The organism is Rhodococcus rhodochrous (genome assembly GCF_014854695.1).
GTDB lineage: Bacteria > Actinomycetota > Actinomycetes > Mycobacteriales > Mycobacteriaceae > Rhodococcus.
This window is the reverse complement of sequence record NZ_CP027557.1, coordinates 4,223,945-4,246,284: the sequence shown is the minus strand read 5'-3', so window position 1 is coordinate 4,246,284 and position 22,340 is coordinate 4,223,945. Positions and strand designations below refer to the sequence as shown.

Annotated in this window: 19 protein-coding genes; 9 read left to right on the top strand and 10 right to left on the bottom strand. The window is 69.2% G+C overall.

Going from position 1 to position 22,340, the window contains the following annotated elements; all coding sequences use genetic code 11:
- Positions 1–23: 23 nt before the first annotated feature.
- The 6 genes from C6Y44_RS19590 to C6Y44_RS19565 form a co-directional block, all read right to left on the bottom strand.
- Positions 24–1,217: a hypothetical protein gene (locus tag C6Y44_RS19590; protein ID WP_159417682.1), complete on the bottom strand. Its 1,194-nt coding sequence runs from the start codon at positions 1,215–1,217 to the stop codon at positions 24–26.
- A 1-nt stretch (position 1,218) separates the two neighbouring features.
- Positions 1,219–3,435 (bottom strand): AAA family ATPase, encoded by a 2,217-nt coding sequence (locus C6Y44_RS19585; RefSeq protein WP_159417683.1) that lies wholly within the window; start codon positions 3,433–3,435, stop codon positions 1,219–1,221.
- A gap of 46 nt (positions 3,436–3,481) precedes the next feature.
- A complete protein-coding gene (locus tag C6Y44_RS19580; protein ID WP_060650589.1) occupies positions 3,482–4,399 on the bottom strand; it encodes a CDP-alcohol phosphatidyltransferase family protein in 918 nt (305 codons plus the stop codon).
- Positions 4,396–5,118 carry a phosphatidylserine decarboxylase gene (locus tag C6Y44_RS19575; protein WP_024101805.1) on the bottom strand — a complete coding sequence of 241 codons (723 nt, stop codon included), beginning with the start codon at positions 5,116–5,118 and terminating at the stop codon, positions 4,396–4,398. Before C6Y44_RS19575 ends, C6Y44_RS19580 begins: the two co-directional genes overlap by 4 nt.
- 116 nt (positions 5,119–5,234) lie before the next feature.
- Positions 5,235–5,699, bottom strand: a complete 465-nt coding sequence (locus C6Y44_RS19570; protein WP_085469694.1) for an SRPBCC family protein — start codon at positions 5,697–5,699, stop codon at positions 5,235–5,237.
- Between the two features lie 109 nt (positions 5,700–5,808).
- The gene (locus C6Y44_RS19565; protein ID WP_159417684.1) at positions 5,809–9,303 is read right to left on the bottom strand and encodes a TM0106 family RecB-like putative nuclease; all 3,495 of its coding nucleotides are present in this window, start codon (positions 9,301–9,303) and stop codon (positions 5,809–5,811) included.
- 172 nt (positions 9,304–9,475) lie between these two features.
- Here C6Y44_RS19565 and C6Y44_RS19560 point away from each other — a divergent pair, with 172 nt between their 5' ends.
- Positions 9,476–9,979 carry a pyridoxamine 5'-phosphate oxidase family protein gene (locus C6Y44_RS19560; RefSeq protein WP_159417685.1) on the top strand — a complete coding sequence of 168 codons (504 nt, stop codon included), beginning with the start codon at positions 9,476–9,478 and terminating at the stop codon, positions 9,977–9,979.
- Between the two features lie 37 nt (positions 9,980–10,016).
- Entirely contained in the window at positions 10,017–10,817 is an 801-nt protein-coding gene (locus C6Y44_RS19555) for an SDR family oxidoreductase (RefSeq protein ID WP_159417686.1), read from the top strand.
- Here C6Y44_RS19555 and C6Y44_RS19550 read toward each other — a convergent pair.
- Positions 10,759–11,352 (bottom strand): DUF1707 SHOCT-like domain-containing protein, encoded by a 594-nt coding sequence (locus C6Y44_RS19550; protein ID WP_192378514.1) that lies wholly within the window; start codon positions 11,350–11,352, stop codon positions 10,759–10,761. The genes C6Y44_RS19555 and C6Y44_RS19550 overlap by 59 nt on opposite strands.
- Before the next feature lie 108 nt (positions 11,353–11,460).
- On the opposite strand from C6Y44_RS19550, the gene C6Y44_RS19545 reads away from it, so the two are divergent.
- Positions 11,461–12,009 carry a PadR family transcriptional regulator gene (locus C6Y44_RS19545; protein WP_159417687.1) on the top strand — a complete coding sequence of 183 codons (549 nt, stop codon included), beginning with the start codon at positions 11,461–11,463 and terminating at the stop codon, positions 12,007–12,009.
- Here C6Y44_RS19545 and C6Y44_RS19540 read toward each other — a convergent pair.
- The gene (locus C6Y44_RS19540; RefSeq protein ID WP_159417688.1) at positions 11,984–13,234 is read right to left on the bottom strand and encodes an NAD(P)/FAD-dependent oxidoreductase; all 1,251 of its coding nucleotides are present in this window, start codon (positions 13,232–13,234) and stop codon (positions 11,984–11,986) included. The two genes, C6Y44_RS19545 and C6Y44_RS19540, sit on opposite strands and share 26 nt — an antisense overlap.
- Before the next feature lie 123 nt (positions 13,235–13,357).
- Between C6Y44_RS19540 and htpG the strand changes: the two genes are divergently transcribed.
- The 5 genes from htpG to C6Y44_RS19515 all read left to right on the top strand — a co-directional run bounded on the left by htpG (position 13,358) and on the right by C6Y44_RS19515 (position 19,984).
- Positions 13,358–15,283 (top strand): molecular chaperone HtpG, encoded by a 1,926-nt coding sequence (gene htpG / locus C6Y44_RS19535; protein WP_192378513.1) that lies wholly within the window; start codon positions 13,358–13,360, stop codon positions 15,281–15,283.
- 44 nt (positions 15,284–15,327) lie between these two features.
- Entirely contained in the window at positions 15,328–16,104 is a 777-nt protein-coding gene (locus tag C6Y44_RS19530) for an HAD-IIA family hydrolase (RefSeq protein ID WP_088897001.1), read from the top strand.
- 141 nt (positions 16,105–16,245) lie between these two features.
- Positions 16,246–16,770, top strand: a complete 525-nt coding sequence (locus C6Y44_RS19525; RefSeq protein WP_016691625.1) for a DUF6764 family protein — start codon at positions 16,246–16,248, stop codon at positions 16,768–16,770.
- A gap of 279 nt (positions 16,771–17,049) precedes the next feature.
- On the top strand, positions 17,050–18,675 hold the full coding sequence (gene groL / locus C6Y44_RS19520) for a chaperonin GroEL (RefSeq protein WP_016932760.1): 1,626 nt from the start codon (positions 17,050–17,052) through the stop codon (positions 18,673–18,675).
- A gap of 289 nt (positions 18,676–18,964) precedes the next feature.
- Complete coding sequence (locus tag C6Y44_RS19515) at positions 18,965–19,984, top strand: alpha/beta hydrolase (protein ID WP_120280139.1); 1,020 nt, start codon at positions 18,965–18,967, stop codon at positions 19,982–19,984.
- 617 nt (positions 19,985–20,601) lie between these two features.
- Here the strand turns inward: C6Y44_RS19515 and C6Y44_RS19510 are convergent.
- Entirely contained in the window at positions 20,602–20,805 is a 204-nt protein-coding gene (locus C6Y44_RS19510) for a PspC domain-containing protein (RefSeq protein ID WP_006553621.1), read from the bottom strand.
- 197 nt (positions 20,806–21,002) lie between these two features.
- Here C6Y44_RS19510 and C6Y44_RS19505 point away from each other — a divergent pair, with 197 nt between their 5' ends.
- Complete coding sequence (locus C6Y44_RS19505; RefSeq protein WP_159417689.1) at positions 21,003–21,851, top strand: NADPH-dependent oxidoreductase; 849 nt, start codon at positions 21,003–21,005, stop codon at positions 21,849–21,851.
- 13 nt (positions 21,852–21,864) lie between these two features.
- On the opposite strand, the gene C6Y44_RS19500 is transcribed toward C6Y44_RS19505, so the two are convergent.
- Positions 21,865–22,206, bottom strand: a complete 342-nt coding sequence (locus C6Y44_RS19500) for a hypothetical protein (RefSeq protein ID WP_159417690.1) — start codon at positions 22,204–22,206, stop codon at positions 21,865–21,867.
- Between the last annotated feature and the right edge of the window lie 134 nt (positions 22,207–22,340).

The window sequence follows — 22,340 nt, the reverse complement described above, 5'->3', positions numbered from 1 at the left end:
TGCGAATCGGGGAGGTGAGAGCGCTAACGCACCTGCCACGCACAGATCACGGCGACGGCGAACAGTGCGAGCGCCGACCACTGCGCGTCCGCCGGGAGCATCCACACCGCCCCGACGACGGCCGTCGCCGGCACCGGCAGCGCCAGGCCGAGAGCCGCGACGGACGCCGATCCCGGCAACGATGCCCCGAGCGCGAGACCGGTGCCCAATGCGACGAGCGCGACCCGCACCGCGAGAGGGATGCCCTCGCCGATCTCCGCCGGCCACCACACCGTCGCCGCCGAGATCGATGCGGCGAGCACCAACCCGGGAAGCGCGTACGGCATGTACGGGGAGAGCCGCACCCCGGCGACCACGGCGGCCACCGCGACGAGCAGCACCCACCACGGCACGGTCGCCGACTGCATACCCGACCACAACTCGACGAGGACCGGGTACGCCGCGGCCACGGCTCCGGTGACCGCGAGGACGAACCGGTCGTCGCCGGGCGGGACGAGGCGCGCGACGATCTCGGCGCCGACGACCGCGACCGCGAGCGCCCCACCGGCGACCAGCCACAGGAGCACACCCGTGTCGCTCGCGCGGGAACCCACGAACTCGCCCAGCAGTCGGTAGCCCACCGAGAGCACCACCGCGGCGGTCACCATGATCGCGAGCAACCGCGGATCGGCCCGCTGCACGCGCATCCCGGCGGGCACCGTCAGCGCGGCGGCGACCGTTGCCACGAGTGCGAAGGCCAGCACCCACTGGGGAACCGTCCAGCGCACGGCCGCGACGGGGACCTCGGAACCGACGGCCGCGGCGGTGAGGAAGGCCGCCCAGCCACCGGCGATCAGGGCCCACTGGCCGGTCGCCGAACCCCACGAGCCCGCGGTCGCCGCCCCGAGCAGCACACCGGTGATCGCGGCGATCATCCATCCGACGACCGTCAGGCTGTCGGCCGAGATGCCGGCGGGAACGAGATAGCGGATCGAACCGAGGACCACGATAGAGGCGGCGGCCAGCATCCAGGCGGTACGTCGGGAGCCGGTCCGCTGCAGTCCGGCCGCCGAGAGAACGGCGAGCGCGGCGGTGACCACGGGCGCCCATTCGCTGCGCGCACCCTCAGGAAGGACGGATTCGCCCGCGGCCGGGACGAGGATCGCGACCCCGGCGGCGAGGAAGGCCGCGAGGACGGCTGCCGGTCCGGCGACGCGGACCGCGGTGGTCACGGCCATCTCAACGGCCCTCCGCGTAGGCCTGCAGATGAGCGACCTGCGCGGGATCGAGCGAGGGCCGCACCTTCTCCCGGGCCACCGCGACGTCCTCCGCGGTCACCACGGCGGCGTCGACGTTCCGCCGCATCGCCGCGAGCGCGGCCTCGCGCAGCAGCGCCGAGCAGTCCGCGGCCGAGTAGCCGTCGAGTCCGGCGGCCAGCTCGTCGAGGTCGACGTCGTCGTCGAGCGGTACCGATCGACCCGCGGTCTTCAGGATCGCGGCCCGGGCCTCGGCGTCCGGCGGCGGCACGAACACGAGACGTTCGAGCCGGCCGGGACGCAGCAGTGCCGGATCGATGAGGTCGGGCCGGTTCGTCGCTCCCACCACCACGACGTCGCGCAGCGGCTCGACACCGTCGAGTTCGGTGAGCAGCGACGCAACCACCCGGTCGGACACCCCGGAATCGGAGCTCTGCCCGCGGCGCGGTGCGAGCGCATCGATCTCGTCGAGGAACACCAGCGCCGGTGCCGAGTTGCGGGCACGCTCGAACAACTCGCGCACCGCCTTCTCCGACGCACCGACCCACTTGTCCATCAGCTCGGCGCCCTTGACGGCGTGGACGCTCAGGCGCCCCGTGCCGGCGAGAGCGCGGACGAGATAGGTCTTGCCGCAACCGGGCGGGCCGTACAGCAGCACCCCGCGCGGCGGGTCGACGCCGAGACGCTCGAACGAATCGGGATGCTGCAGCGGCCACAGGACGGCTTCGGTGAGGGCCTGCTTCGTCTCGACCATGTCGCCGACGTCGTCGAGGCTCACGCTGCCGATCGCCAGCTCCTCGGAGCCCGACCGCGACAGCGGACGGATCACCTCGAGCGCGCCGACCAGGTCGTCCTGGACGAGCGAGGGTTCGTCGTCGTCGCGGTTCGCCCGCGACGCCGCGCGCAGTGCCGCCTCGCGACACAGCGCCGCGAGGTCGGCGACGACGAAACCGGGGGTGCGACCCGCGACGGCGGCGAGGTCGAGACCGGTGGACGGCACCGAGCGCAGCAGCACGTCGAGCAGGGCCCGGCGGGTCGCGCCGTCGGGCAGCGGCAGGGACAGTTCGCGGTCGCAGATCTCCGGGGCGCGCAACCGGGAGTCGACGTCGTCGGGATGCGCGGTGGTCGCGATCAGCACCGCGCCCTCGGTGTCGACCACCCGTCGCAGCTCGTCGAGGATCAACGTCGCGACGGGTTCGGTGTCGGCGGGCAGCACGGCATCGACGTCGGTGAGCAGCAGGACGCCACCGCCGCGCACCGCTTCGGCCGCCGCGGAGATCCGGCGCAACCGTTCGTCGGCGGCGAGTGCACCCACGCCCGGCCCGTCGACCTCCACCAGACGCCGGTCCGCAACCACCGAGCGCACGAAGGTCGCCTTACCGACGCCCGCGGGGCCGGTGACGAGCACCCCGAGATGCGGCGACGCGCCGAGGGTGCGCAGCAGTTCGGGTTCGTCGAGCGAGAGGGTGAGCCATTCGGAGAGCTTCGCGACCTGGGGCTGCACACCCACGAGATCCTCGACCGGTGGTGCCGGAGGCATGGCGGGGGCCGAGTCGGGCGGGGCGGTCGCGGGGGAGGAGGCGACGAAGCCCGACGAGACGAATCCGGAGGCGGACGGCACGGAAGACGGCAGCGCACCCGGGCCACCACCCCACACGACGGCGGTGTTCGGCTGCACGCTCACCGGTCCGGCCGGATCGACCGACGAGACGGTGAGCAGTTCGGTGGTCCACGCGATCGCGAACGTCCGCGACAGCGCCCGCGTCGTCTCGGCGTTGCTCGTGCCCGGTCCGAGATCGCGGGGGAGCAGGGACACCGCGTCGCCGACGGTGAGGACCTTCCCGAGCAGCGCCTGACGCAGGGTGGTCTCCGGGATCGACTGCCGCGCGAGCGTGGAGCCGGTGACCGTTACCGTGCGCGCGCCGTAGACCGTCACGGGCGCGACGACGACCGTCGCGTCCTCCTTCAGGCCCGTGTTCGACAGCACCACGTCGTCGAGCAGGATCGTGCCGGTCGGGGTGCCGGCCGGGGCGAGACCCGCCACGACCGCGGTGCGACGCGCTCCCACCAGCGCGACCGCGTCCCATTCCCGTAGGCCCAGCGCGGCCAGCGCCTCGGGGTGCAGACGCACGACACCGCGCCGCGAGTCGGCGGCGGAGGTGTTGAGCCGGACGGTGAGTGAGAGTTGTGGGGTCGTCACCCCGCCGAGCCTAGAACGTGACTAGCGTCCTCGCGGGACGTGCATGTCATCGCCCTCGCGGACGGCGCAGCCCGAGTCGCGCCTGAGATCTCGCCGATGTGGCGACACGCCGGGCCGCGACACGACGCGGACGCTGCGCGCGGTTGCGGGCACGCAATGCGCGCCGCTCCGAGGGCTTGATGTCCCAGGTCTCGGGCCGGGCCGCGACCCAGCGCCGCGAACGCACCGCGAAGGGGATGTGCGCGAGGTAGACCGCGACCAGCACGAGCATGAGGATGAACGGATAGGTGACCAGCGCGGCCGCCGCCACCGCGACCAGCACCAGCAGCACCACGGCGAGTCGCGCGGGCACGGACGCCGACTTCATCGCGAAGGTCGGGATGCGGCTGATCGCGAGCCCGGCCGTCCCGAGGATCCACACCGCGACCAGCCCGTAGGCGGTCCACCAGCCGTCGCCCCACTGGATGTGGGCGGCGACGGGTGCGAGCGCGATGAGGGCGGCCGCCGGTGCGGGCACACCGACGAAGTACTCGCGTGCGTAGGCGGGGACGCTGTCGTCCTCGAGCAGGGTGTTGAAGCGCGCGAGTCGCAGCACGAGGCTCACCGCGTAGAGCAGGGCGACGATCCAGCCGAAGGGGCTGCCGTCGAGCAACGTCACGTACAGCACGAGCGCGGGGGCGACACCGAACGCGACGGCGTCCGACAGCGAGTCGAGTTCGGCGCCGATCTTGCTGGTCGCGTCGAGCATGCGGGCGATGCGGCCGTCGAGCGAGTCGAGGACGGCCGCGGCGCCGATCATGCCGAGCGCGGTGCCGAGTTGTCCGTCGAGCGCGAACTTCACCGCCGACAGTCCGGCGGAGAACGCCAGGATCGTGATGACGCTCGGCAGCAGGCGGACGACGTTGGGCCGATTGCGGGACCGCCCGGTCGCGACCGCACGCGAACCCTGCGTGTGCGGACTCACGACACCGTGGGCAGCTGAGCGAGGACGGTCTCGGCACCGATGGTGCGTTGACCGCGTTCGACCAGCAGGGTGCTCCCGACCGGCAGGTAGGTGTCGACCCGGGATCCGAAGCGGATCAGGCCGTAGGTGTCGCCGATCGGCAGGGTGTCGCCGATCTGCGCGTCGTTGACGATGCGCCGTGCGAGCAGCCCGGCGATCTGGACGACGGCGACCTCGGCGCCGTCGCGCGTCTCGATCAGCATGCTGGTGCGCTCGTTGACCTCGCTCGCGTCGGCGAGATCGGCGGAGAGGAACTTGCCCGGGGTGTGGACCACCGAGCGGACGGTGCCGCCGACGGGGCTGCGCTGCACGTGCACGTCGAGGACGGACAGGAAGATGCTGACCCGAGGGCGCTCCTCGCTGCCGAGCCCGAGTTCGGCGGGCGGCACGGCGTGGTCGACGAGAGCGATCTCACCGTCGGCGGGAGCGACGACCACCCCGGCGCGGTTCGGCGGCACGCGGTGCGGGTGCCGGAAGAAGGTGGCGCACGCCAGTGCCGATGCGAGACCGGCGCGGCGCAGCCAGGGCTTGCGGCGGCCGAGGGTGGCCACGGCGAGCGGAGCTGCGACGAAGGGGATGCCGCCCGGATGCATGGGCGGTACGACATGCCTGACCAGGTCGACCATGTGGGCTACCCCGCTGGTGGGGGGTGTTCCGGCGGGCGTCGGCTTACGTGCCACGGGCTCCTCTTATCGCTGGCGATCGGTGATCCGGGACCGCAGTGGACCCGCCCGTCGCGCGGGCGGGTCCTGTCGGTCCACAGGCACTCCAGCGTACGTGAGCGGAGGAGGGAAGGTCAGACCCGCGCGCCCGCCTCGATCTCGTTCTTGAGGCGGGCGAGAGTCGCGTTCATCCCCATCGTCAGTTCGTCGTCGAACGCCTCGGTGCCGCCGAGAACATACTTGACCAGGGTCTGCGATACCTTGCTCGTCCCGGTGGGCGCCTCGCGCCGCTGGGTGACCCGCGTGCCGGTGGCGGTGGGTTCGAGGGTGAACGACCAGATGGACCGGTTCTCGTTGATCCGGAAGCTCAGGCGACGGCCGGGTTCGAAGTCGATCACCTTCGACGTCGTGGGCCACACCAGCAGGCCCTTCTTGTTGATGTTGATCGTGGTGGTGCCGGCAGACACCGGCCCACCGCGCACGATCATCCGACGGCACTGCGGACTCCACTCGCCCATCCGCTTCAGATCGGACACCACGCGCCACACCTGCTCGGGGGAGGCGGTGATCTCGATCGTGGCCTCGAGGGTCTTCGACACGTGTACTCCTGTGCTCGGGGGACCGGGTCTTCTCGGGGGCCGGGTCCCGTGTATCTGATACCTGAGGTAACAGGATCGTCGTCGATCCTAACGGACGCTGTGAGTGCGGTCACGTCCTGGTCGGGTCGGCTCCGGTCAGCCGCATGAACGCCCCGAGTTCGATCAGGCCGTCCGGGGTCGACGGGAGGTGATCGGTCAGGGCGCCGGACCGGACGATCACCGCCGACCACTTGCCGCGTGAGAGGGCCACGTTCGACCGGTTGCGGGACAACAGGAACGACATGCCCCGCGGCACGTCCTCGACGGCGGAGGCCGTCATCGACACGAACACCATCGCCGCCTGGCGGCCCTGGAACTTGTCGACGGTGCCCACCTGGACGCGGTGCAGACCTGCGGCGGCGAGATCCTGCCGCAGGCGGGTGACCTGAGCGTTGTACGGCGCGACCACCAGGACGTCCTCCTCGCCGAGGGGCCGCGACGGGGAGCCGGCGTCGTCCGTCCACGCCGAGCCGAGCACGGCCGCGACGGCGCGCACGATCTCGGCGCTCTCCTCGGGCGAGCAGGTCGCGTTGCCCTCGTGCGCGACCTCCACGAGCCGGACGCCGGGCGGGACGCCGTCGAGCGCGCGACGCGTGGTGATCTCGGACTTCGACCGCAGGCGTCCCTCGTAGGACAGCTCGGACACCCGCGCGCACAGATCCGGGTGCATCCGCCAGGTCACCGGAAGGAAGTAGCCACGATCGGCGGGCAACGCCCCGTGCCCTTCGGCGAGCCATCCGAGGGCGGACTCGTCCACGGGCTCGGGGTGGGTGCCCTGCGAGACCTGCGGCAGTTGGCGGGGATCGCCGAGCAGCAGCAGATTCGACGCCGCCGTGGCCACGGCGATGGTGTTGGCGAGGCAGAACTGACCGGCCTCGTCGACCACCAGCAGGTCGAGGCTGCCGGGCTCGATGCAGTTCGGATTCGTGAAGTCCCAGGCCGTTCCACCCACCACGTAACCGGTGGTGGAGGTACCGATATGGGCCGCAAGGGTCTTCGCGTCCGGGAAGGCGGTCCACGTCGGTTCGGGGCTCTGGCATTTCGCCTTGGCGACCCGTTCCGGCGACACTCCCGCGGCGACGATGCCGGCCAGCATGTTCTCGACCACCGAATGCGACTGCGCGACCACGCCGACCCGCCAACCGTGCTCGTTCACGAGCGCCGCCACCACCCGGGCCCCGGTGTACGTCTTGCCGGTGCCGGGTGGTCCCTGCACCGCCAGGTACGAATTCTCCAGGGTGAGAACGGCCGTGACGATCGTGCCGGCCGCGTCGTCGCCGAGCGCCGGCAGCGCGGCACCGGAGCGCAGTCGGGGCGGGACGCGGCGCAGCACGTCCACGGCCGCGGTCGACGGCAGAGCCGGCAACTCGTCGCACATCGCCTCGGCGGCGGAGGCGATGGCCGCTTCGATGTTCTTCGACGAGATCGGCGCGCCGGGTGTGACGGCGATCGGCAGCACGGAGTACTCCTCGTCCGTCCGCAGCGATTCGTCCACGACGAGCACGTCGGGATGGTCCGTCCCCGTGGTGCGTTCGACGACCACGCCGCGCGACCACGCGCGCGTCCCGGTGCCGCCGTCGGGCAGTCCGTCCGGTCCCGGAGCGTCGTACAACAGGAAGACGTCCTGGCCGTCGCGCAACGTACTGCCCGGCTCGAACTCGCCCGCGAGGCGCAGCCGGCGCCGGAGCAGTCGCTGGCGGGGCGTGGCCTTGTGCCAGTCGGTCTCGAGCGTGCACGTCGCCGCGACCAGCGTGTCGCGGGCGTCCGCCCACTCGTCCGGAGCCGTGGACAGACGGTCGAAGTGCCCCCACCAGAATGGTTTCCGTTCGCGCCGGTGATAGCCCATGGCCGCGGCGACGAGTGCGGCCGCCTGCTGTTCCGGGGTGCGGTCACCCGCCAGTGCACCGCCGACGTAGTCGAGGAGTTTCGTCTCGACGGGGTGCGCCTCCGCGTCGGGAGCGGCCTCGTCGTGGGTCGTCTCGGTGGGGGAGATGCCGTGGTCGCGGGCGTGGGTGAGCAGCCAGTCGCGCAGACGCAGGGTGGAGATGCAGTCGGCCTCGTTGTAGGAGGCGATCGACGCGAGTTCGCGGTCCGCCTCCTCGAGGTGCCCGGCGTCGCGCAGTGCGCAGTAGTCGGCGTACGCGACGATCGAGGCGCCCGCGTCCACGACATCGCCGTCGCGCGCCTCGTCGACGTCGGTGTAGAGCGGTTCGAGCTTCTTCAGCCCGTACGCCCGGGCGCCCACCCGGATCGAGTTGCGCACCACGGGATACAGGTCGACGAGCACACCCTCGCGCAGCAGGTCGTCGACGATCTCCTCGCCGACGCCGTAGCGACCGGCCAACCGCAGCAGCGCCGTCTTCTCGTACGGGGCGTAGTGGTAGACGTGCATCCTCGGGTGGCGACGCCGGCGGTCGGTGACGTAGTCGAGGAAGTCCAGCAGCGCCTGCCGTTCCTGTTCGCGGTCGTGTGCCCAGAAGGGCCGGAAGACCGGTGCGTCGGCCGGTCCCTCCACGACGCCGAACAGGTACTCGAGTCCCCACTCGGAACTGCCGCCCTCGGACCACAGCGGGTCGCCTTCGAAGTCGAAGAAGATGTCGCCCTCGTCGGGCGCGGGCAGGATGCCGAGCGGGGTGGCGTCGTAGACCTCCGCGTAGGGACTGCCCCGTCTCTCCTCCTCGAGCTGCGCCCGTGCCTGCGCGCGCAGGACCTCGAAGGTGCGGCGGGCCATCCCGTCGACGGGTGCCGCGCATGCGGCGAGGTCGTCGATGGTCGACACGCCCGCCTCGATCAGCCGCAGCCGCTGGGTACTGCGCATCCCCGCGACCAGCAGCAGGTCGCGGTGACGTTCCAGTTCCGGGGTGCAGTCGTCGCAGCGACCGCAGGCGGTGTGCCCACCCGCTCCCCACCGCACCGGCTCGGGGGCAGCGCGGTGCGACGCCAGAAGGGTTTCGAGACAGGCGCGTCGGTGCCGGTAGACCGGCAGGATCTCCGCCAGTGGGTAGGAGGCGATCGAGCCGTCCCCGAGGACGAGATGCGCGTGCGAAGAGACTGCCGTCCCGGTGCGCGCGAGTGCGTCTGCGTAGGCGGCGAGCTGCAGCAGGGCCTCGACCTTCGCGTGCCGGGAGAGTTTGCTGTCGTAGACGGCGTAGCCGTCATCTTCGAGGACGAGGAAATCGGAGAAGCCGATCATGCCGAGCGGATCGGGGGCGGCGTCCGAGGAGCCGGTGTCGAAGAAAGCGCCCTGATAGACGACGGGCGCGCCGGCCCGGACGGCGTCGAGGGTGGCCTGCGCCGCCTCGGTGAGCGCCTGCGCGGTGTACTCGGGCCGGGCGATCTCGACGACCTTCTCGGCACCCACCTGCGCGCGGAACCGGTCGAGGACGCGCTGCTCGTGACGACCGCCGAGCGCCGCGACGCGGTCGAGCATCGCATCGGGTTCGGTGTCGGGGCGCGGGAGGCGACCGAGCGTCGAGTCGAGGTTGCGGAGCAGTGCGAACTCGCACGAGGCGGCGCGGGTGAGATCTCCGGCGCCGAAGACCAGCCTGTCGTCGAGAAGAAACATCGGCAGCTCCGTCTCCGGCGTGCGGGATGCCCGGGCTGGGCACGGCTGGTCCCGACTATCGCAGACCGGTCGGACCCATCGGACTGTTGTGTTCGCACTCGGCGGGTGAGAACATCTCTCTCATCAAAGAGAATAAAATTCTTGACGAGGATTCGTGCAGGTAGGAGGCCTGATGACTGGAAACGGCACGCTGCGCACGCGCGGCGCCGGGATCTCGATGACGAAGGAGGAGATCGATCTCTTCCTCTCCGCCGAGCGGACGTGCCGCGTCGCCACGATCGGCGGTGACGGAAGCCCGCACGTCGCTCCGTTGTGGTTCGTCTGGGACGGCGCCTTCCTGTGGCTCAACTCCGTCGTCCGCAGCCGCCGCTGGACCGACCTGCAGAAGGATCCGCGCATCGCGGTCGTCGTCGATGGTGGGGAGCAGTTCACGGATCTGCGCGGCGTGGAGGTGCGCGGAACCGCGGTGAGCGTCGGTGACGTGCCGCGCGGTTCCCGCCCCGAGGTCGTGGCGCGCACCGTCGAGGACGAACTGCTGCGCGGCGTCGAACTGTCCTTCGCCCGCAAGTACGCCGGTCGCGACGAGTTCACGACGGACGGCCGTCACGCGTGGCTGCGGGTCACTCCGCGCAGCGTGCGCAGCTGGGACTTCGGGAAGATCCGCCGGTCGCGCTGATTTCGACGAACCACCGACCTCGACGAACGGAGCTCCCATGAACATCGTCTCGGCGCGCCACGCGCTCGTCACCGGAGGTGCGAGCGGCATCGGCCGCGGTATCGCCGACGCCCTGGCCCGCCGCGGAGTGGCCGTGACGATCGCGGACATCGACGATGCGGCAATCGAATCCACGCTCGCCGGCCGGACGGGAGTCTTCCGGCTCTTCCGCGGAGCCGTCCTCGACGTACGCGACCGGGAGGGCTGGCGCAGCGTCAAGCAGGAGGCGGAGGACGCCTTCGGCCCGGTCGACATCCTCGTCAACAACGCCGGGATCGGTTTCAACGGAATGGATTTCGCCGACCTCGATCCTCAGGTCTTCGACACGGTCATCGACATCGACGTCACCGGGGTGTTCAATGGCGTCTCGACCTTCGCGGGTGACCTGCGGACACGCGGGCGTGGGCACATCGTCAACACCGCCTCGGTCATGGGACTGACCGCGGGTGTGCCGGGCCGCGGTGTGTACAGCGCAGCGAAGGCCGCCGTCGTCGCGATGTCCGAAGCGCTACGCGCCGAACTCGCCCCGCACGGTGTCGGGGTGTCGGTCCTGTGCCCGGGGCTGGTGCGTTCGGGACTCGACGACAGCACCGCCCGGCTCGGCGGCGAGGTCCGGCGCGTGGACCACATCAAGGGCGGGAACGCCGGTATGGCACCGGGGACGGCGGGGGAGATCGTCGTCCGCGGCATCTCGATCGACGCCCCCTACATCCTCACGCACCCGCACTATCTCGGGAACATCAGTACCAGGTACGACTCGATCGCTCGCAGTGCGGATTCAGTCCACGCCGGTGCATGACGGCACGCCGGTGGACGACGGCCGCGCGGCGCATGTGTTCGCGGTGCAGTCGCGGGGCGTTACGGATGTGGTCGTCGGCCCCGCGGCGGTCCGGACCGCCTTCGAGTCCGAGTGCGGTGCGTCCCGCCAGGACGAGACCCCAGGGAACGATGACCCAGATCGGCCAGAAGTAGATCAGTGAGGCCGTTCCGAGCGAGACCAGGGCCCACACCGCGAGATTGATCGATCCCACGGTGGCCCAGGCTCCCCACTCGATGCGCTGGTGGAGCGGCAGGCGCAGACGTGGGAACGGTTTGCCGGCCGGCGGGGACGGGGTGGGAACGGGTGTCGACGGCAGGTCGGTGAGAACGGCGCCGGCGTCGTCCTGCGTCACGGCGCGGTAGACCCGGGCCACACGCTCGTCGAACTCGCCGATCGTCAACCGTCCGGCGGTGAGATGGCGCCCGAGCTCCTCCACGATCGTTTCACGCTCGGCATCGGAGATGCGCAGCGGCAATGTCGCAGTACCGGGGCCGGTGGTGGATGTGTGTTCCATGGTGCCCTCCGGGATCTTCCACAATGGAATGTCACCTGATTCCAGGGTGGATATGCCACAGTGGAATGTCAAGTCTTTTCCGTACCCGAATCGCGAAAGGAACCGGCAATGACCGGACGACCGCTCAACGCCACCGCCGCGTCACTGCTCGGATTCCTCCACGAAGGCCCCAAAACGGGCTGGGACCTGGTGTCCACCGCACAGACGCGCATCGGCAAGTTCTGGTCGCTGACGACGAGCCAGGTCTACCGGGAACTGGCCGCGATGGAACGGCGGGGACTGATCGAGGCAGGGGAGAAGGGCCCGCGCGACCGCAAGCCCTACGTGCTGACCGAGGCCGGACGCACGGCCTTCGCCGAATGGATCGACCGCGAACCGGGCGACGAGAACATCCGCCACCCCCTGCTGCTGACCGTCGCCTTCGGCGATCACCTCCCGCCCGAGCGCCTCACCGAGATGCTTGCCGACCATCGCCGCAGACACGAGGAGCAGCTCGCCGCCTACGAACAGCAGGCGGCGGCCGACATCCTTCCGCCGCACGCCGCGGCGACCCTCGATTTCGGCATCCTCTACGAACGGGCCGTCCTCGAATGGTTCGACCGCGTGCGCGACCGTCTCGAACCCGGGCCGGTCAGCGCAGCGGATCGAACGACCTGAGCAACGGATCCGGCTCGCCGGTCATCGACCCGGCGAGCAGCCGTCCGGTGAGGGGACCGAGCGCCACACCCCACATCCCGTGCCCGCCGGCGACGTGGACCCGCTCCGAACGGGTGCGGCCGATCAGCGGGAGCCCGTCCGCCGTGCACGGCCGCGAGCCCACCCACTCCTCGCTGCGCCCGTCCCAGTCGACATCGCGCAACAGCGGACGGGTCGCGTCGACGATCGCCCGGATGCGTCGCGGGTCGAGCGGGGCGTCGGGGCTGCGGAACTCCATCATTCCCGCGACCCGGAAACGGTCCTGGAGGGGTGTGCACGCCACCCGCTGGGCAGGGAAGTAGACCGGGTTCTTCGGCAGGCTCGGCGGTCGCACGCTGAAGCTGTAGCCGCGACCGGCCTGGACCTGCGTGCGCACACCGAACGGCCGGGCGAGCGACCCGAGCCACGCTCCGTTCGCGAGCACCACCGCATCCGCCGACCGCGAGTCCCCACCGGCCACGACGACATCCACCCCGCGACCGGTGTCGCGCACCTCCTCGACGTCGACGTCGGTGACGATCTCCGCACCCCGGGCGCGGACCGCGTGCGCCAGCGCGGCGACGAACCGCGGCGGATCGATGAACCGCTGCCCCCGGATCCGGAGACCCACCCGCACCGAGTCCCCGAGCAGCGGTTCGAGCGAATGCAGTGTGTCGGTGTCGAGCAGGTCGAAGTCGATCTCGCTGCCGGCCGCACGCGCGTGTTCGAACTCCTCGACCAGCAGCCGACGGTCGTCGTCCGAGGTGAACGCCGCGAGGAACGGATCGGCGACCCGCGTCGGCTCGGTGACGATCGTGTCGCCCGACCCGCGGGCGAGATCGTCGTAGGCATCGAGGGCGAGGCGGTTGGCGCGCGCGAAGACCTCCATCGACGACGTCCACTGCCGCCTCGTGCAGTGCCGGGCGAAGTCGGCGAGGAAGCGCAGCAACCGCAGATCCGTCGTGGGCGGCACGTACACCGGCGACGACGGCCGGAACATCGAGCGCACGCCGTAACGCAGCACCCCCGGCTCGGGTAGCGGCAGGGTCAGTGCCGGCGCGAGCCATCCGGCGTTGCCCCACGAGGCGTCACCCGCCACGCCGACTCGATCGAGCACCGTGACCTCGATGCCTCGATCCTGCAGAAACCACGCGGTGGACAGACCCACGATGCCCGCACCGACGACCACCGTCCGACGAACCGTCATCGCAACCTCCTGTGAACGACGAAGCCTGCACCTTCCATCATGGACCTGGAAGCGCAAGCGGGCCGGACTCGCGGACGGCTTACTATTTCCGGGGAAGTTCTGCTTGTGGAAAGGGAACCCGGAATGAGTACGAACGTCGAACAGCGTGAATTCCAGGCCGAGACGCGGCAGTTGCTGGATCTGATGATCCACTCGATCTACTCGAACAAGGACACCTTCCTGCGCGAGTTGATCTCCAACGCGTCGGACGCCCTGGACAAGCTCCGGCTGGAGTCGTTCCGAAACAAGGATCTCGACGTCGACACCTCCGACCTGCACGTCGAGCTCGAGGTGGACAAGGATGCGCGCACCCTGACCGTGCGCGACAACGGCATCGGCATGAACCGCGACGAGGTCGTCGATCTCATCGGCACCCTCGCGAAGTCCGGCACCGGCGAACTCCGGCAGAAGCTGCGCGAGGCCAAGGACGCCGCCGCTTCCGAGGAGTTGATCGGCCAGTTCGGTATCGGCTTCTATTCGTCGTTCATGGTCGCCGACAAGGTCACGCTCGTCACCCGCAAGGCCGGGGAGAAGACCGGTACGCGCTGGGAGTCCAGCGGCGAATCCACCTACACGATCGCCGAGGTCGACGACGCGCCCCAGGGCACCTCGGTGATCCTGCATCTCAAGCCCGAGGATGCCGAGGACCACCTGTTCGATTACACCTCGCAGTGGAAGCTCGAGGAGATCGTCAAGAAGTACTCGGATTTCATCGCGTGGCCGATCCGCATGGAGGTCTCGCGCACCACGAAGTCGGAGGACGGCACCGACGAGGTGACCTTCGAGACCAAGACCCTCAACTCGCAGAAGGCGTTGTGGGCGCGCTCGAAGGACGAGGTCTCCGAGGACGAGTACAAGGACTTCTACAAGCACATCGCCCATGCCTGGGACGAGCCGCTCGAGATCATCCCGCTCAAGGCCGAGGGCACCTTCGAATACCAGGCGCTGCTGTTCATCCCGGAGCACGCGCCCTTCGACCTGTTCGCCCGCGAACGGCGCACCGGCGTGCAGTTGTACGTCAAGCGCGTGTTCATCATGGACGACTGCGAGGATCTCGTCCCCGAGTACCTGCGTTTCGTCAAGGGTGTGGTCGACGCACAGGACCTGTCGCTCAACGTCTCTCGTGAGATTCTGCAGCAGGACCGGCAAATCCGGGCCATCCGTCGCCGCCTGACGAAGAAGGTCCTCGCGACCGTCAAGGACATGGCCGCGAAGGAACCCGAGAAGTACACGAAGTTCTGGCGCGAGTTCGGCCGGGTCGTCAAGGAAGGCCTGATCTCCGACACCGACAACCGCGACACGCTGCTGGCGATCTCGTCGTTCGACTCGACGGCGAGCGAGGAGGAGCAGACCACGCTCGCCGGTTACGTCGAGCGTATGAAGGACGGCCAGGACGCGATCTACTACCTGACCGGCGAGTCGCGCCAGCTGCTCGAGAGCTCCCCGCACATGGAGGCGTTCCGCGACAAGGGCATCGAGGTGCTGCTCCTGACCGACCCCGTCGACGAGATGTGGGTGACCTCCGTTCCGGAGTTCGAGGGCAAGCGCTTCCAGTCGATCGCCAAGGGCGACGTCGACCTCGGTACCGAGGACGAGAAGAAGGCCGCCGAAGCCGAACGCGAGGAGAAGGAGAAGGAGTTCGGCGACCTGCTGTCGTGGATGAAGGAGACCCTCGACGAGCAGGTCAAGGACGTGCGGCTCTCGTCGCGCCTGACGTCCTCCCCGGCGTGCATCGTCGGCGACACCTTCAGCATGTCGCCCGCGCTCGAGCGGATGTACAAGGCGTCCGGTCAGCCGGTGCCGCGGGTCAAGAGGATCCTCGAACTCAACCCCGGTCACCCGCTCGTGTCGGGTCTGCGCACGGCCCGGGAACAGCGTCCGGACGATGCCTCGCTCGCCGACGTCGCCGAGCTGCTCCACGGCATGGCGCTGATCGCCGAGGGTGGCGAGGTGGAGGATCCGGCGCGGTTCACCCGCCTGCTCGCCGAACGTCTCGCCGGAAGCGTGTGAGCCGAGCCTGTCGCCGTGGGCACGCACGCGGATAGGCTCGATGCATGACGCGTGTGGACGGGGTGTTGTTCGATATCGAGGGCGTGCTCGTCACCGAGTGGCAGCCCGTCCCGGGCGCGGCGGACGTCCTGGCACGACTGCGTGCCGACGGCGTCCGTCGCGCCTTCCTCACCAACACCACCTCCCGGACGTGCGCCGAGATCGCGCAGCGGCTCACCGATCTCGGGATGGAGGTCTCGCCGGACGAGATCGTCACCGCGGTGTCCCTCACCGTCGACCACGTTCGGCAGACCTATCCGGGTCTGCGCTGCTGGGTCCTCAACGAGGGCGACATCGCCGCCGATCTCGACGGTCTCGTGCTGGACGAGGACGATCCGGAAGTGGTGATCCTCGGTGGCGCGGGGGATGCCTTCACGCACCGGGCGATGAGTCGCGTCGCCGAACTGATGCTCGAGGACGTCCCGGTGGTCGCGATGCACCGGGCTCTCGCGTGGCAGGCCGCCGACGGGTTGCGCATCGACACCGGGGTCTACCTGGCCGGACTCGAGGAGCTCACCGGCCGGTCGGTGGTGGCGGTGGGCAAGCCGTCGCTGCGCGGCTTCCTCGTCGCGTCGGAGCGGATGGGTGTCGAACCGGATCGGATGGTGGTCGTCGGCGACGACATCGCTGGCGAGGTCGTCCCGGGGCAACGCCTCGGTATGACGGGAATCCTGGTGCGTACCGGAAAGTTTCGGCAATCCGTCCTGGACCTGGCGGTCGATCGTCCCGACCACGTCATCGACTCCGTCGCCGATCTCCCGGGGCTCCTCGACAGTCTGTGACACGTGGTCTCGCGTGAGACGCATGTGATCGGTACCCTACCGCCGGGGCGCCGGCCCCCCGTTCGCGCGGGGCGCTCGTTCCCCAGTTCGCGCAGACGCAGCCTTTCGCGAAGAGGCACTCCAGTGCAGAGGAGCCCGTTCTTGTCCATTCGTTCCTTCCGATCCGTTCTCACCGCGCGCCGTTCGTTCCGGGCCGGTGTGCTCGTCGCCGTCGGTGTGGCCTCGGCTGCGCTGTTCGGTGGGGGTACCGCCGCAGCGGCGCCGGTGACCTGTGTGTCGCCTCCTTCTGCCAACGACATCCTGGTGTCCGATACCGCCAGCTGCGGTGCCACCGCCGAGGACGCCTTCGCTCGCGCGTATGCGGCCGACAGCGGCACCGCGGTGTCGGTCGCCGAGTCGGCCGGTGCCGCCGAAGCCCACGCGACGGGCTTCGGCACGGCGCTCAGTGCAGCCCGTGACGGCGGCCGTTCGTTCGCCTACGCGCTCGGCGGCGGACTGAGCCACTCGTGGGCGCAGGGTCCGGCGACGACCCTGTCGGTGGCCGGCTACGGGTCGGGCGCCACGGCCGACACCACCGGCGTCACGTGCGTCGGAGCCCAGTCGTTCGCGGTCAACACCGCGACGGGGCAGTGGTGCGCCGTGGGGGTCGGTTCGACGCCGCGCTGAGCGAGCGCCGCACCGATGATCCGGACGACCGTGTAGTCGGTCTTCGCGGATTTCGTGACGGGGGTGGCAGGCGCCGGTAATCTTGCACTCGCCACCCCCGAGTGCTAAGAATGCACTTAGCACTCGCAACACGTGAGTGCCAGGTCGGTAGGGTGAGACCGGGTTTTCGACACCCCTGGTCGTCCGTCGCGGGCACTGCTTCCGGCCGAAGGCGTACATGGAGCGATCCGACGAGCGATCGCTCCGGTGTCACCCCCATACCCGGAGGATCACTTCGCAATGGCCAAGATCATCGCGTTCGACGAAGAGGCCCGTCGCGGCCTCGAGCGGGGCCTCAACAGCCTCGCCGACGCAGTCAAGGTGACGTTGGGCCCCAAGGGTCGCAACGTCGTTCTCGAGAAGAAGTGGGGCGCCCCCACGATCACCAACGATGGTGTGTCCATCGCCAAGGAGATCGAGCTCGAGGATCCGTACGAGAAGATCGGCGCCGAGCTGGTCAAGGAAGTTGCCAAGAAGACCGACGACGTCGCGGGTGACGGCACCACCACCGCTACCGTGCTCGCCCAGGCGCTCGTCCGTGAGGGTCTGCGCAACGTTGCTGCGGGCGCCAACCCCCTCGGCCTGAAGCGCGGCATCGAGAAGGCCGTCGAGGCCGTCACCGCCAAGCTGCTCGACACCGCCAAGGAGGTCGAGACCAAGGAGCAGATCGCCGCCACCGCAGGCATCTCCGCCGGCGACCCCGCGATCGGTGAGCTCATCGCCGAGGCCATCGACAAGGTGGGCAAGGAAGGCGTCATCACCGTCGAGGAGTCCAACACCTTCGGCCTCCAGCTCGAGCTGACCGAGGGCATGCGCTTCGACAAGGGCTACATCTCCCTCTACTTCGCCACCGACGCAGAGCGTCAGGAGGCCGTGCTCGAGGATCCCTACATCCTGCTCGTCAGCTCCAAGATCTCCACGGTCAAGGACCTGCTGCCGCTGCTCGAGAAGGTCATCCAGTCGGGCAAGCCGCTGCTGATCATCGCCGAGGACGTCGAGGGTGAGGCTCTGTCCACCCTGGTCCTCAACAAGATCCGCGGCACCTTCAAGTCGGTTGCCGTCAAGGCTCCGGGCTTCGGTGACCGCCGCAAGGCCCAGCTCGCCGACATCGCCATCCTCACCGGTGGCGAGGTCGTCAGCGAAGAGGTCGGCCTCTCCCTCGAGACCGCCGGCATCGAGCTGCTCGGCCAGGCCCGCAAGGTCGTCGTCACCAAGGACGAGACCACCATCGTCGAGGGCGCGGGCGATCCCGACGCCATCGCCGGTCGCGTCAACCAGATCCGCGCCGAGATCGAGGCGTCGGATTCGGACTACGACCGTGAGAAGCTGCAGGAGCGCCTCGCGAAGCTGGCCGGCGGCGTCGCCGTCATCAAGGCCGGTGCCGCGACCGAGGTCGAGCTCAAGGAGCGCAAGCACCGCATCGAGGACGCCGTCCGCAACGCGAAGGCTGCCGTCGAAGAGGGCATCGTCGCCGGTGGTGGCGTGGCCCTGCTGCAGGCCGCTCCGGTTCTCGACGACCTCAAGCTCGAGGGCGACGAGGCCACGGGTGCCAACATCGTCAAGGTCGCTCTCGAGGCGCCGCTGAAGCAGATCGCCTTCAACGCCGGCCTCGAGCCCGGCGTCGTCGCCGAAAAGGTCCGCAACCTCGAGGCCGGCCACGGCCTCAACGCTGCGACCGGCGACTACGAGGACCTGCTCGAAGCGGGCATCAACGACCCGGTCAAGGTCACCCGCTCGGCGCTGCAGAACGCTGCGTCGATCGCGGCTCTGTTCCTGACGACCGAGGCCGTCGTCGCCGACAAGCCGGAGAAGGCCGCCGCTCCCGCGGGCGACCCGACCGGCGGCATGGGCGGCATGGACTTCTGATCCGCCCCTGCGGACGGAGAGGACTTCTGATCCGCCCCTGCGGGCGGAGAGGACTTCCGATCCGCCGCTGAGCCACACGAGGCCCGATCCCACTCCGGTGGGGTCGGGCCTCGTGCTCTTCCCCGATCGTTCCGGCCTCCCGTACCGAACGATCACATATTCGTTACGAAACGCGCTCCGCGGACGATGAATGTCACGAAAGTGTCACTTCATGCGGTTCCGGAGGTTCGTACCGATCCGCAACCGGTCCGAGGTGCGCAGACAGACGGATCGACGAGGGGAAGAGAATATGCGGTCGTCCTGGTTACGGCGGGTACTGCTCACGGTGGCGATGGGAACGTCGATGGTCCTCGCGGCTCCCGGAGGTGCTCTCGCGCAGCCGGTGGAAGCCGACGATCAGCGACCGGTGGGGGAGCTGACCTCTGTCGAGCGCGAGAGCGACCGCACCGTCATCGCCAACGTCTACTCGCCGTCGATGGACAAGGTGATCCCCCTCCGGGTCCGGACGCCCGCCGACGCGAGCGAACCGCGCCCCACCCTCTACCTGCTCAACGGCTCGGGAGGCGGGCAGGGAATCGCCACCTGGGAGAAGCAGACCGACGTCGAGAACTTCTTCTCGGACAAGAACATCAACGTCGTCACGCCGCTCCTCGGCGGCTACAGCTACTACACCGATTGGCGCAACGACGATCCCGCGCTCGGCCGCAACATGTGGACGACCTTCCTGACGCACGAACTCCCGCCGGTCATCGACAGGGAGTTCGGGACGTCGGGACGCAACGCGATTGCGGGTCTGTCGATGTCGGGGACGTCGGTGCTCGGCCTCGCCACGACGGCCCCCGAGCTGTACGAGGCGGTCGGGGCATACAGCGGATGCGCCGAGACGAGCACGCCGCTGGGGCAGTCCTACGTGCAGGCCGTCGTACGCGTCAAGGGTGGCGACCCCGAGAACATGTGGGGCCCGGTCGGTGATCCGGCCTGGATCGAGAACGATCCCTACCTCCAGGCCGAGAAGCTCCGCGGTATCGACCTGTACATCTCGTCGGGTTCGGGTCTGCCCGGGCAGTACGAGCGGCTCGGATCGCGGTCGGTGAACAACGACCCGATCGGGCTCGTCGGGCAGGTGGTCGTCGGCGGCAGCATCGAGGCGGCGGTCCACCACTGCACCCGGCGGATGGCCCAGCGACTCGAGGAGTTGGACATCCCCGCCCGGATCGACCTGCGTCCGGCGGGTACGCACTCCTGGGACTACTGGGAGGACGATCTGCGCAACTCGTGGCCGCTTCTGTCGCAGGCGGTCGGACTGTAGAGGTCCCGGACGATCCACCGGAAATGCCCGATTCGATCCCGGTCGAATCGGGCATCTTCTTTCGGTCGTTATTCGACCGATGGATCGGTCGATTCGCCGTAATCGGTCGGCGAACGGGATGAATCGGGTCGAACGGAAATGTCGAATTCAAACAGAAATAATTGGGTACGGACGTTCCGTTTTCTTTCCTTGACGCTGTGAGCTGGGCATATGTGAGCTCTTCCCAGCTTCTCTGCAAGTGTGAATGTCATCACATCCGATTTGCGTATTCTCGGGTCGCGCAGGCACGTCGAATGTGTTGAGAATTGAGGCGAGCCCGACGGAATTCCGATCGGAATTCCGGGTAGGCGAAAAGCAATCGGACGAGACCCGTCCGGTATGTGATCGGACGAAGGAGATTCACATGGACGTCATCGAACTCATCGGCTCTGCCCTCGAACTGCTCGGCGGCACCGAACTGCTCGGCACCCTGCTCGAGACCGGCAGTGCCGTTCTCGGCCTCGGCCAGTAGTTCCTGCTGAGCTGAACAGCTGTGCCGCTGCCTCGCAGCGGAATACGACACCCCCGGCGGATCTCCGCCGGGGGTGTCGTCGTCTCGGCCGACCCCGTGACCCGGATCAGTTCTCGGGGATCAGCATCCACAGGGCGAGGTAGAGCAACACGGCGGTGCCGCCCGTGACGAAGGCTGCGAGGACTGCGCCTGCACGCACGAGGTTGAGGTCGACGTTGAAGTACTCGGCCAGTCCGGCGCACACACCACCGAGCATGCGCTGGGACGAGGAGCGGGTGAAGGGACGGGGGGCCTGGTTCTCGAAGTTCATGTATTCATCCTGTCGCCGTAACGGTCTCGGCACATCCGGGAACGGCCCGGATCTTCACCCTGATCTTCGTCTCGGGGTCGGTCGGACGAGCCGGCCCGGACAACGCTGAAATCATGCTGAGGGCAATGCTCGGCGGCCGGGACGCGAGGAGGCAGACTCGACCGTCGGTATTGCCGATCAGAAGGAGATCTCCCACCATGACCGACGTCGTCCTGGACGAACAGCTCGCCGCACTGCGCCGCAGGTACGGCACCCGGGCCGCCGAGCAGGTGGCCGGCCGCGGTGGTTCCGGCGCGTGGAACGACGTCATCGCTCTCCAGCTGGCGCATCGCTCCGTGCGAAAGTTCCTTCCCGAGGCCGTCTCCGAGGACGATCTGCGCGCGATCGTGGCCGCGGCCTCCTCCGCCGCGAGCTCGAGCAACCTGCAGTTGTGGAGCGTCGTGGCCGTCACCGACCGCGACCGGCTCGCCCGGATCGCGACTCTCGCCGGCAACCAGCCGGCGGTGCGTGACGCTCCACTGCTGCTCGTGTGGGTGGCCGACCTCGCCCGCGCGGCGCGGGTCGCCGAGCAGCACGACAAGGACCTCGTCAACGTCGACTACGTGGAGTCCGCGCTGCTCGGGGTGGTCGATGCCGCGCTCGCCGCACAGAATGCGGTGCTCGCCGCGGAATCGCTCGGTCTCGGCACCGTCTACATCGGGGCCATCCGCAACCATCCGCGTGACGTGGCCGCAGAACTGGCTCTGCCCGACCACAGTTTCGCTGTGGTCGGGCTGGTGGTGGGCCGTCCCGATCCCGAGGTGGAGTCGGAGGTCAAGCCGCGCTTGGGTCAGGATGTGGTGCTGCATCGCGAGCAGTACTCGACCGAGGAGCGGGATGCCGGCCTCGCCGTATACGAGGAGGAGATCTCCGGCTTCTACCGCGATCAGGGTCTGGCGGAGAGCTGGGTCGAACGTGTACTCGGGCGCTTCGCGTCGCCCGGCGCGCTCGGGAGCAGGGAACAGATGCGGGAAGCTCTGCGGGAGCGCGGTTTCGGTCTGGACTGACCGCAGGGAGTCGTCAGCGGCACACGACCGTCAGGCCGACCCCGCGCCACACCTGACGTTCGACACGATCGAAGTCGTTGTCGTCACTGTCGTATTCGTACTCGACCTCGGTCCGGTATCCCCGGTCGCGCTGAGCGGTCACGGTGCAGTCGCCGCCGGCGGAACCGGACCGGTTGACGATCGAGTACGGCACACCCTCCGCGGCGAGCACGGCGACCGCGGCCTGCTCGCTCATGCCGACCACACCGGGCGCGGGTTGTGCTGCGGCAGTTCCTGTTCCGAGCAGTACTGCGGTGGTGCCGAGCGACAGGACGGCTGCGGTCGCGAGATGGGAGCGGGTGGCAAGAGTACGCATGGGTTCCTCCGAAGGGGTGCTGGACCGGACATTTCGATCGTCCGCCGCGACCCGGCCCGAGCACATCCGGGCACGACCCCCATCCCGACCCTGAATTCCGGACTCGGGATGGCAGGGACACTGGGGAAACCGGC

Coding starts and splice junctions, on each gene's coding strand:
- C6Y44_RS19590 (WP_159417682.1), bottom strand. CDS start 1,217: ATGGCCGTGACCACCGCGGTCCGCGTCGCCGGACCGGCAGCCGTCCTC.
- C6Y44_RS19565 (WP_159417684.1), bottom strand. CDS start 9,303: ATGTTTCTTCTCGACGACAGGCTGGTCTTCGGCGCCGGAGATCTCACC.
- C6Y44_RS19560 (WP_159417685.1), top strand. CDS start 9,476: ATGACTGGAAACGGCACGCTGCGCACGCGCGGCGCCGGGATCTCGATG.
- C6Y44_RS19555 (WP_159417686.1), top strand. CDS start 10,017: ATGAACATCGTCTCGGCGCGCCACGCGCTCGTCACCGGAGGTGCGAGC.
- C6Y44_RS19550 (WP_192378514.1), bottom strand. CDS start 11,352: ATGGAACACACATCCACCACCGGCCCCGGTACTGCGACATTGCCGCTG.
- C6Y44_RS19545 (WP_159417687.1), top strand. CDS start 11,461: ATGACCGGACGACCGCTCAACGCCACCGCCGCGTCACTGCTCGGATTC.
- C6Y44_RS19540 (WP_159417688.1), bottom strand. CDS start 13,234: ATGACGGTTCGTCGGACGGTGGTCGTCGGTGCGGGCATCGTGGGTCTG.
- htpG (WP_192378513.1), top strand. CDS start 13,358: ATGAGTACGAACGTCGAACAGCGTGAATTCCAGGCCGAGACGCGGCAG.
- C6Y44_RS19530 (WP_088897001.1), top strand. CDS start 15,328: ATGACGCGTGTGGACGGGGTGTTGTTCGATATCGAGGGCGTGCTCGTC.
- groL (WP_016932760.1), top strand. CDS start 17,050: ATGGCCAAGATCATCGCGTTCGACGAAGAGGCCCGTCGCGGCCTCGAG.
- C6Y44_RS19515 (WP_120280139.1), top strand. CDS start 18,965: ATGCGGTCGTCCTGGTTACGGCGGGTACTGCTCACGGTGGCGATGGGA.
- C6Y44_RS19510 (WP_006553621.1), bottom strand. CDS start 20,805: ATGAACTTCGAGAACCAGGCCCCCCGTCCCTTCACCCGCTCCTCGTCC.
- C6Y44_RS19505 (WP_159417689.1), top strand. CDS start 21,003: ATGACCGACGTCGTCCTGGACGAACAGCTCGCCGCACTGCGCCGCAGG.
- C6Y44_RS19500 (WP_159417690.1), bottom strand. CDS start 22,206: ATGCGTACTCTTGCCACCCGCTCCCATCTCGCGACCGCAGCCGTCCTG.